This window comes from Corynebacterium sp. 13CS0277 (assembly GCF_002994655.1).
GTDB lineage: Bacteria > Actinomycetota > Actinomycetes > Mycobacteriales > Mycobacteriaceae > Corynebacterium.
Genome location: NZ_PPDL01000041.1, coordinates 1 through 8922, shown reverse-complemented (window position 1 = coordinate 8922; position 8922 = coordinate 1). Strand labels below are relative to the sequence as shown.

The 8922-nt window shown below is 66.4% G+C and carries 8 protein-coding genes; 1 reads left to right on the top strand and 7 read right to left on the bottom strand.

Annotation, left to right across the window (positions count from 1 at the left end):
• Positions 1 to 166 precede the first annotated feature (166 nt).
• From C1Y63_RS12135 to gluQRS, 4 genes are all read right to left on the bottom strand, one after another.
• Entirely contained in the window at positions 167 to 463 is a 297-nt protein-coding gene (locus C1Y63_RS12135; protein WP_106016710.1) for a hypothetical protein, read from the bottom strand.
• Positions 464 to 682: 219 nt separating this feature from the next.
• Positions 683 to 2467, bottom strand: coding sequence for an ABC transporter ATP-binding protein (locus C1Y63_RS12130; protein ID WP_106016709.1), 1785 nt, complete (start codon positions 2465 to 2467; stop codon positions 683 to 685).
• Positions 2464 to 4116 carry an ABC transporter ATP-binding protein gene (locus tag C1Y63_RS12125; RefSeq protein WP_106016708.1) on the bottom strand — a complete coding sequence of 551 codons (1653 nt, stop codon included), beginning with the start codon at positions 4114 to 4116 and terminating at the stop codon, positions 2464 to 2466. The genes C1Y63_RS12130 and C1Y63_RS12125 overlap by 4 nt, the downstream gene beginning before the upstream one ends.
• Before the next feature lie 79 nt (positions 4117 to 4195).
• Complete coding sequence (gluQRS, locus tag C1Y63_RS12120) at positions 4196 to 5101, bottom strand: tRNA glutamyl-Q(34) synthetase GluQRS (RefSeq protein WP_106016707.1); 906 nt, start codon at positions 5099 to 5101, stop codon at positions 4196 to 4198.
• A gap of 411 nt (positions 5102 to 5512) precedes the next feature.
• Between gluQRS and C1Y63_RS12115 the strand changes: the two genes are divergently transcribed.
• Complete coding sequence (locus C1Y63_RS12115) at positions 5513 to 6226, top strand: queuosine precursor transporter (RefSeq protein ID WP_106016711.1); 714 nt, start codon at positions 5513 to 5515, stop codon at positions 6224 to 6226.
• 63 nt (positions 6227 to 6289) lie between these two features.
• On the opposite strand, the gene C1Y63_RS12595 is transcribed toward C1Y63_RS12115, so the two are convergent.
• The 3 genes from C1Y63_RS12595 to C1Y63_RS12095 form a co-directional block, all read right to left on the bottom strand.
• A complete protein-coding gene (locus C1Y63_RS12595; protein WP_146128963.1) occupies positions 6290 to 6595 on the bottom strand; it encodes a hypothetical protein in 306 nt (101 codons plus the stop codon).
• Between the two features lie 759 nt (positions 6596 to 7354).
• Positions 7355 to 7633 carry a hypothetical protein gene (locus tag C1Y63_RS12100; RefSeq protein WP_106016704.1) on the bottom strand — a complete coding sequence of 93 codons (279 nt, stop codon included), beginning with the start codon at positions 7631 to 7633 and terminating at the stop codon, positions 7355 to 7357.
• A gap of 161 nt (positions 7634 to 7794) precedes the next feature.
• A partial coding sequence (locus C1Y63_RS12095; protein ID WP_369831051.1) for an LGFP repeat-containing protein occupies positions 7795 to 8922 on the bottom strand: 1128 nt, incomplete at its 5' end.

Sequence of the window (8922 nt, the reverse complement as noted above, 5' to 3'; positions counted from 1 at the left end):
CGGGCTGTGGCGTTACGTGTCGACAAGCTCGCGGTGCATTTTGAGTCCACGGTGATCATCGCAGGCATCCGCCAGGCGCTGAAGCGACTTTCCTAACACGGCCTAGGCACACTTTCTGTCGTTTCACCCAGGTTCCCCCTCACCCCTGGCGCGCTGCGCGCGGGAGCTACGTGCTCTTCGGGGTGTCCTTCATGTCAGCGACGGCGTCCCAGAGATCCTTGTCGGGGTGGGTCTTCCGGTAGGCCTTCACCTCCTCAGCGGTGGGCGTGGGAACATCAGCCTGCGCGTCCAGCCGGGCGAGAGTGCCCCGGCGGGGGCCGAGCGTCAGTGCCGCGGGCACGGCGGCGCAGACAAGCACCACGAGCGCCGCGATGCGCTGGTCATTGAGTGCAAGCACGATGGCCGCGATGACGGCTACGCACGTAACGAGGGTGAACAGGGTACTGCGGGCTGCTCGGGTCATGACTTAGACGATCTCCTGTCGTCGTTTGCTGGTGGTGATGAACTACGCCCACCGGGGGCGTTTCTCACCGGCGATGAGATCTGGTTGTGCTCCACAGGGGTGCGACAGAAGACTCATAAGGCGCACGGTGAGCACCGTGCGCCCCAGTATAGGTATGCCACACCACCCACGGCCGGGAACGGGACACACACCACCGCGTGGCCCACCCCCACAGCCGCGTCACATGGGCTCCGGCGTGGGGTCGGCGGTGCCGCCGGGGTCGTGGTCGGAGTCGTAGCCGTCGGCCTGCGCGCGATACATGTCCGCGTACCAGCCTGGTTGGGCGACGAGCTCGTCGTGGGTGCCGTCGGCGGTGATGCGCCCGCCGTCGACGACGAGGATGCGGTCGGCGCGGCGCGCCGTGGCGAGCCGGTGAGTGACGATGAGTGTGGTGGCGTCGGGGATGCCACCGAGGAGGGTGCCGCTGAGTTCGGCTTCAGCTTCCGCGTCGAGAGCCGAGGTCGGCTCATCAAACACGGCCAGCTGTGCATCGTCGCGCAAGAGTGCACGGGCGATGCTGAGGCGCTGCCATTGCCCGCCGGAGGCACCCGCCACCCACGTCCCCGGCGCGGGGGCGTGCGCGCGGGCGCAGGCCTCCTCGCAGGCATCTGCGGGGGCATCCGGCCGGGAGATCCGCACGCTGTCGGCCACCATGCCGGGGAGCTGCAAGGGGTCTTGCGCGATGATGCTGCGGCGGGTGGGTATGCCGGTGATGGTGCCGGTGGTGGGCCGCCTGATTCCCAGCAGCAGGCCGGCGAGGGTGGATTTGCCGGCCCCGTTGGGCCCGACGAGGGCAATGGTGCTGCCGGCGGGCAGCCGCAGATGCAGGCCCTCAACGGTGGGGGCGGTGGCTCCGGGGTAGCGGTAGCTGACATCCCGCACGACGATGTCGCCTGCACCGGCGGCGGGGTCCCCACCACTGTCCGGGGCGGGGGACTCCGCCGCAGCAGGCGCCGCGACGGGGGTGCACATGGTGCGCCAGGCGCGGACGCGGGCATGGGTGCCGGTGAGCATGACAGCGGTGGTGTGGGCGGTGCCGCTCAAGCTGATGATGGAGCCCAGGATGACGGCCATGGCGGCGAGCGTTTCCGCCGCCCGCGGGCCCGCCGTCAGCAGTGTGAGCGCCACCGAGACGCCCAGCCCGGCGGCAGTGATGAGGCGGCCGGCCGCTCCGGCGAGCGCGGCGCGGCGTTCCGCGGCCGCCCGTGGCGCCGACCACGCGGTCGTACTGTCGGCAACAAGGGCGGTGTAAACGTCGGAGGTGCCCGCGAGCGCAATTTCGCGGCGCGCGCTGGCCGGCAGGAGGGCGTCGATGAGGGCGGTGGTGTGGGCAGTAGCCTGCGCCGCATCCTGCCGGGCGCGTTCCACCCGGGCTTGGGCGCGCCCACCCCAGTACAGGTGCGGAATGGTGGCAGCCGCCGCAAGCAGCAGCCAGGGGCTGAAACTCACGGTGGCGATGAGTAGGCCGGCCACGTAGACGACGTTGCGGGTGGCGACGATCCACGTGTTGAGGCTGCGGCCCACCGCGCCGCGCACATCGGTGCTGGCGGCGACGAGTTCCGGCCGGCGGTGGGCCACCAGGTCGTCAATGGTGCGGGCGTGGCGCAGCGCCAGGATCGTGTCGCGGTCGGCGGCGCGCGTCACCGCATCTACGACCCGCAAGCGGGCGGTGGTGGCGGCCGCACCCCAGAGTTCCTCCCCGGCGAGCAGCGCCGCGATCCCCACCGCGAAGGGCACCGCGCCGGTGCCGGCACCGATGTGGGCGACAAGCCCCGCCACCAGCCACGCCATGAGCGCGGGGAACACCCCAGAGAGGATGTCGGCAACAGCGCCGAGGGTGCCGCGGGGTTCTTCCCGCCACGCCAGTCGCAGCACCACCCCCACCGGGCGGAGCGCCTCCCGCGACCGGTGCAGCCACGACCCGGGTGTGTCCGGGGCTGGCTGTGGCTGCGGGTGCGAGATCATTGGAAACTGTCTTTCTGCGTGTCGTACAACAAGCGGTACAGCGCGCAGCGTGCGTGCAGTTCCGCGTGGGTACCGGAGTCGATGATGGTGCCGTCCTCCACGACGTGGATGACGTCCGCGGTGGCGAGGCTCGCCAGGCGGTGGGTGACCATGACGACCGCCATGGTGGGCCGCAGGCGGCGCGCCTCGTCGACGGCGGCCTGCAGGGCACGGTCGGCGTGCGCGTCCAGCGCCGCGTTCGGTTCGTCGAGCACGAGCACATCAACGTCGCGGGCGAGTGCCCGTTCCAGGGCGAGGCGCTGCCATTGCCCGCCGGAGAGTCCCGCTGTGGGGTCGTAGTCCACCGCCGGGGTGCGCCGCCCGCCGCCGAGGGCGTAGTGCGCCGCCAGGGGGACGGGGAAGCGGGCATAGTCTTGGAAGACGGCCGCTTGCCGCAGCTCCGGCGGGGTGTGTCGGGTTCCTGCCCGCAGGGGCAGCACACCCATCAGGGTGTGGAGGAGTGTGGATTTGCCGCCCCCGTTGGGGCCCACGATGCCGACGAAGGTACCGGGGGCGATGGCAACATCAACGCCGTGGAGGACATCCGGCCCTCCGGGATAGCCGGCCACCGCGCCCCGGAGCGCAACCACGGGCGCGTGCGCGCCCGCAGCCGGCGCGCCCGCGGCCGCCGCAGCCACCTGCCCGGGCTGATGCGGTACGGATCGCAGCGCCCGCAACGTGCGGGCGGCGCTGCCCACCGCCACCCCGGCGTCACCTTGGGGGCCTGCACCCGCAAGCCCCAGGATGCCGCCAAGGATGGCCACGGCCCCACCGGCGGACGTCTCACCGCGCACGAGCAGCCACACCGCGCAGCCCACCGCGACGCCGATGCCCGCCCCGGCGCACGCCACCCACACCACGGCACGCTGCCGGCGAGCCGCCACCGCAGACGCGGCACGGCGCGCCGCATCCGCGTACATGCGGGCAAGGTAGCCGTAGCCGGCCCACACGATGGCTTCACCCGTATCGGCCCGCAGCCCGGCGGCGCGGGCCGCGCGGGCGACCTGCTCATCCGGGGCGTGCGGGTCGCGGTCGATGACCAGCCAGCGTTCGGTGGCCACCCCGGCGGCGATGAAGGCTGCCAGCACCAGGCACGCCACGGGGAGATTCCAGCGCGCGACGATGAGGAAGGAGACGATGCTGGCGCAGCGGGTGGCCGTCACCGTGGTGGCGTAGCCGACACTGTCGCGGAACTCCCAGTCGCGAATGTCATCCCACAGCGCATGCCCGTCAAGAGCGCTGTCAGCGCTCACACTCGCCGGGCCGGCAAGCACCCCGGGGAGCTCCACGCGGGCCGCCACATCGAGACGGCGCTGCAGCTCCGCCGCCAGGACGTCGACGATGCCCGACAGCAGCATCGGCAGCACCGCGACAAGCACCACCACGACAGCGGTGCCGCGCACCGCGCCCGCAGTCAGGCCGTCAATGGCCCGCCCCAGGGCGACCGGCACGAGAGCACCGGTCACAGCGGCCAGCACGCAGGCCACCGCGAGGACCGCCACCCAGCCCGGCGCGCGGCGGGCGGCCTCCAGCCACCACTGCAGCAGCGACGGCACGCCCAGGCGGGCACGTCGACGCGGCGCGGGCTGTGCGCCCAGTGCGGAGGGCATAGGGGTCCTCTTTTCTTCCGGGGTGACCGCCCCGGGGGATTCTCAGGATGGGGTGGGGCGATGACCCCACCCGACAATGTTAGCCGGACCACACCCAGGGGTCGCGGGGGAGGTTCGCTAGCTCGAAGCGTTCAGCGAGCTCCGCCAGGCTGCGGGCCCCCGGGCAGCCGATGCTGCCGGCCAGCAGTTCCACCACATCCCCCACCGTGGCGCCCTGCGCGCGCATCTGCCGCAACGTCACCGCCCCGTCGCGTTTCGCCAGGCGTGCGCCGCGAGAATTCAGCACGAGAGGGACGTGCACATACTCGGGTGGAGTGTGGCCGAGCAGCCCCGCGAGGTACGCCTGCCGGGGCGCTGAGGACAACAGGTCGTCGCCGCGGACCACCTGGTCGACTCCTTGGGCGGCGTCATCCACCACGACGGCGAGGTTGTACGCCCAGTCGGGAGCGTGCCCGCCGCGCCGCAAGATCATGTCATCCACGTCTCCCTCATACTCCCCCACCAGGGCGTCGTGCACCGTGGCGCGGGAGGCGTCTGCGGCGAGCCGCAGCGCTGGCACCCGGCCCGCGGCGGAGAGCTCTGCGCGGCGGGCCTGCCGCTGCGCGGGGGTGAGGTTGCGGCAGGTGCCGGGGTACTGCCCCGGGATCGCGTGCGGCGCGGACGCAGCCTGCGCGATGTCCCTCCGGGAGCAGTAGCACTCGTAATGCGGCAGCTGCTTCAGCGCCGCCGCGTATGCCGCACCCCGGTCAGATTGGTGCCAGGTGGGGCCATCGAAGTCGAGGCCCAACTCCCTCAGGTCCTCTTCTTGTCGGCGGGCCGAGTCGGCGCTGCTGCGCTGCGAGTCGATGTCTTCATCCCGCAGGTAGAACGCCCGCCCGCTGCCGCGGGCGAGGAGCCACGCGAGGACAGCGGTGCGCAGGTTCCCGAGGTGGAGGTCCCCACTGGGGCTGGGTGCGTAGCGGCCGGCGCCGCGCAGGGCAGTCATGTCCCCCAGCCTATCGCCCCACCGCAGCGACCCCACCCCCGGGCACACAAGGGGGTGCCACTGTCACACAGGGTGTCGTGCCGCCAGGGGGTGTATATGCAACTAATTCTGTAACGAGATTGTCATAAATAGTAACGCCCAAGGGCGGGGGTAGACTTCGCTCATTGAATGTCCGACTGCTTCTGTCTGTCGGGGACGAATCGACCCCGTTCCACTGGTCCCATGTCTCCGGGCCCGCGGGAACGCGCCTCGGGGGCCGTGAGAGGTCTCCAAACGCTCGCCGTGGTTCACGCCAACGGGGGTAGCGAGCGTGTGTTACTAAATATGACAAACCCGTTACAGAATTATGTGTATCTCCAGGGGGTGCCGGGCGGGCGCGGCAGGCCGCCGGCGTATGAGACCATGGGCGGCATGACTACTGCCACTCAGTCTGGGCAGGGCGACACCCACGTGGTGTCGTCCGGTAACGCCCGCTTCATTTCCGTCAACCAGTCCGTCTACCCGGTGTTGGTGGCCCTGTTCGTCGCCATCTTCGTGATCTCCAACATCACCGCCACCAAGGGCGTCGCCCTCGGCCCGATCCTCACCGACGGGGCATTCTTCTTGTTCCCCGCCGCGTACGTCATCGGCGACGTTCTCTCCGAGGTCTATGGCTTCCGCGCCACCCGCCGCGCGATCTGGACTGGTTTCGCTGTCATGCTGCTCGCCATCGTGAGTTTCACGGTGTCGATCCACCTGCCCGCCGCCGACTTCTACGACGGCCAAGACGCTTTCGCCGCCACCTTAGGCCTGGTGCCCCGCATTGTGGCGGCCTCCCTCGCGGGCTACCTCGTGGGCCAGTTGTTGAACTCCTGGGCACTGGTGCGCATCAAGCAGGCCACCGGGGAGAAATCCCTGTGGGCGCGCCTGCTGGGATCCACGATCGTGGGCGAGTTCGGCGACACGTTGATCTTCTGCCTCATCGCCGCCCCCGTCATCGGCATCACCACCCTGGGCGACACGGTGAACTACACGGTCGTCGGATTCGTGTGGAAAACACTCATTGAGGTCGTCATGATGCCCGTGACCTACCTCGTCATCGGCTGGGTAAAACGCCGCGAAGGCTACACCGCGGACTCGCACTAACTCCGACGAACCGCGCACACCCCCGCCCCACTACTGACCATCCCGTGACGTTGTTCGTTGGGGCTACGCGCCGCCGCGCCGCCACTGCTTGACGCGGCGCGCAACACCCCCGAGAACTACCGTCACGGGGCACACGATCATCCAGCATGCAAACACCCCAACACCGTTTTGCGCAGGAACCCCGAAAGAGTCACCAAGCATGAACGCTGTTGCAAAGCCAGCTGCCAGCACCCCTCCGACCACATAAATGTGCAGCTTGTGGGGCGCAGCTGTCCACGCGGCATAGCAGGCGCCAAGCACAGCTGTAACGATAAAGCCCGCGACCTGAATTGTGGGAAAGTGCACTGGCGGGCCATACTGCAGCGTCATCCGGAGACCCCATCCATCCCCCCATGACAGCCAGGCTAATGGGGTGAACACACCCAGGAAGTACATAGCGATGCACGATCGAAGGCGAAGCATCCCAGCCCCCTGACTCGACTGACGAAGGGCTGTGAGAGTGACCCCTAGGTAGACCGCGAAGGGGACGACAACGAGGCCAAAGAATCCGACAAGGAATCTGGACACATCAAACATAAGGAATCTCCCTCTCGGCTGCGTTCGGCTGGCCACATGTCTCAAGTCCGTCAGAGCACGGCTCGCGGGTGCAGGCGGCCATCACGACCATGATCACACACGTCAACGCTGCCGCCGCCTCCACCTGTCGACCAGGTCCTCCACCGTAAACCACACCAGGCACACAGCGATAGCAAGGACAAAGAACAGCCAGCTGAGCTGCGCACGAGGAGATACGAAGGAATAGTCAACCGTAGTCAGGGTCTCCAGCACGGCACCTGACGTACATGCGGCGAGACAGTACATCGCCAAAGTCTGGGTGCGCCCGTGCCGAGCCGCATGGTCGCGGATGAGGACCACGAACGTCACACACAACGCAACGACGGGTATTAGGTCAGCCCAGACCAAGGGGCGCAGGAGGAGCGCGAACCACATGTACTCCGGCATACCAACAAGGCCATCAACGAACGTCCCAGACATACGCACCCCCTGACCTGTTTGCGAAACCGCGTGCCCAGACAGGGCACGGGCCAGAGGCACACACCACTACCCTTGGTACGTCCCGCAGCCTCGTCACGATACTCGCTCCTTTGTCCGCGCCCGATGTGCCTTCCACACCTGCCACCACCCCACGGCGGAAACCAGCCCCAAAAACTGGGCGATATTCACTCCCACAACCCCATACACCGGCAGCCCCCAGAGGATGAAATTCGCCAACAGGAAGGCCACCATGGCCAGTGCCGACAGCATGGAAATGAGGCCCCCTTTCCGCCACCCCATCAGCGTCACAAGCAAGTAATAAACAGGACCACAGAAGCAAAACGCCTCAATTCCCATCGTAAATATGGACACTAGCTCCGTTTCCTAAATATTCACGCCTAGCGGCAGCTAGCCATCCAACTAGCAACGGAGAAAAGTCTTGCGCGGCCCCAGGCCACGAAGAGGTACTCCAACCGCCAAGAAAACCTAGCCCGTCAACGATACGAGCCTCACATTTACCTCGAGAACAAAGCCTAGTTTGCTACACCCACCTCCCCAGTAGGCTCATCCAACGCCTCGTCCACCCCAAGGGGCCGACCAGATTGGATCACGACCTCCTCACCAAGCGTTTGAGTTCGACTCGGAATCTCCCCCGGCTCAGTCTCCTGCATCGTCACCCTTGGCAGTTCATTCGACGGAGGGTATTGAACGTCACTCGTCGGGGGTTGTTCACCACCGACCGAACGATCCTTGACCCGATCCTCGACCCGAACGGGCTCCACAGCTGAACCATCTGCAGCGCCCGAACCGGCACCCTGAATCTTTGCCCACAAAGCATCCGGATCCTCTTCAAGCAACTGGCTGAACTCCTCGAAAGTGAAGAGTGGGATCTCCGGATCTAGACGGTTCTCATCTTCTGCACTGCGCTTAGCACGAACAGTAAAGTTATCATCTGTGAGGTAGGTGCGGGGGATGCTCGGGAGAGCTTTAGAAATACTACCATTCAGCCGACTCCATAGGCGCATTGCCGCCGACCGATTCGCCGCACCCAATCTACTTAAATTACCCTTCGGACCCCAGGCCTTAACGGTCATAACGATAACATTAGGGGCAGCAGCACGCCCCCTTTGAAACTCAAAATTAATAAACCTATCCTTCCCCTCCAAATGTCCCTCAAGAGATTTAAAGGTAAATCCAGTATCGGACATAGCGACCACCCTAACAGGGTTCGGTAAATCCAGGCCAAAGGGGAGAAGATTACACACCTTCCCAACATAGATACGATCGCCACATCCCTTAAAAGAAAACCGCTCGTCCATGTGAGTGGTAACCTCCCTCGCGATGGCCTTTGGCGACCACATCTCATACTGCTCTCGGGAGATAACAAACGAAAAAGCGTAAGACTCTTCCGAATTTGGATCATAAACAGGCAGTGTTCGATCGGTAGGCACAAGACGCTCAATGGATCGATTTTGGAACTCCTGCTTCACCCCCAAGTCATCAACCCGCTGCTCTTCACCAGCAGGGTACCCGTATCGACTCCGCTCCCACCCCTGACGCTTCCAATACTCCCGAATGTTCCCTGCAACGATGTGCGCACCCGTAGACGGCGTCCAATAGATGGAGCCGTTCTCAAAGTGATTGAACCGGCCCACACCATC

What these genes read in the sequence shown, in the direction of transcription:
- C1Y63_RS12595 (WP_146128963.1), bottom strand. Translation starts at nt 6,595, where the DNA reads ATGACGCTGCAGTATGGCCCGCCAGTGCACTTTCCCACAATTCAGGTC.
- C1Y63_RS12135 (WP_106016710.1), bottom strand. Translation starts at nt 463, where the DNA reads ATGACCCGAGCAGCCCGCAGTACCCTGTTCACCCTCGTTACGTGCGTA.
- gluQRS (WP_106016707.1), bottom strand. Translation starts at nt 5,101, where the DNA reads ATGACTGCCCTGCGCGGCGCCGGCCGCTACGCACCCAGCCCCAGTGGG.
- C1Y63_RS12130 (WP_106016709.1), bottom strand. Translation starts at nt 2,467, where the DNA reads ATGATCTCGCACCCGCAGCCACAGCCAGCCCCGGACACACCCGGGTCG.
- C1Y63_RS12125 (WP_106016708.1), bottom strand. Translation starts at nt 4,116, where the DNA reads ATGCCCTCCGCACTGGGCGCACAGCCCGCGCCGCGTCGACGTGCCCGC.
- C1Y63_RS12115 (WP_106016711.1), top strand. Translation starts at nt 5,513, where the DNA reads ATGACTACTGCCACTCAGTCTGGGCAGGGCGACACCCACGTGGTGTCG.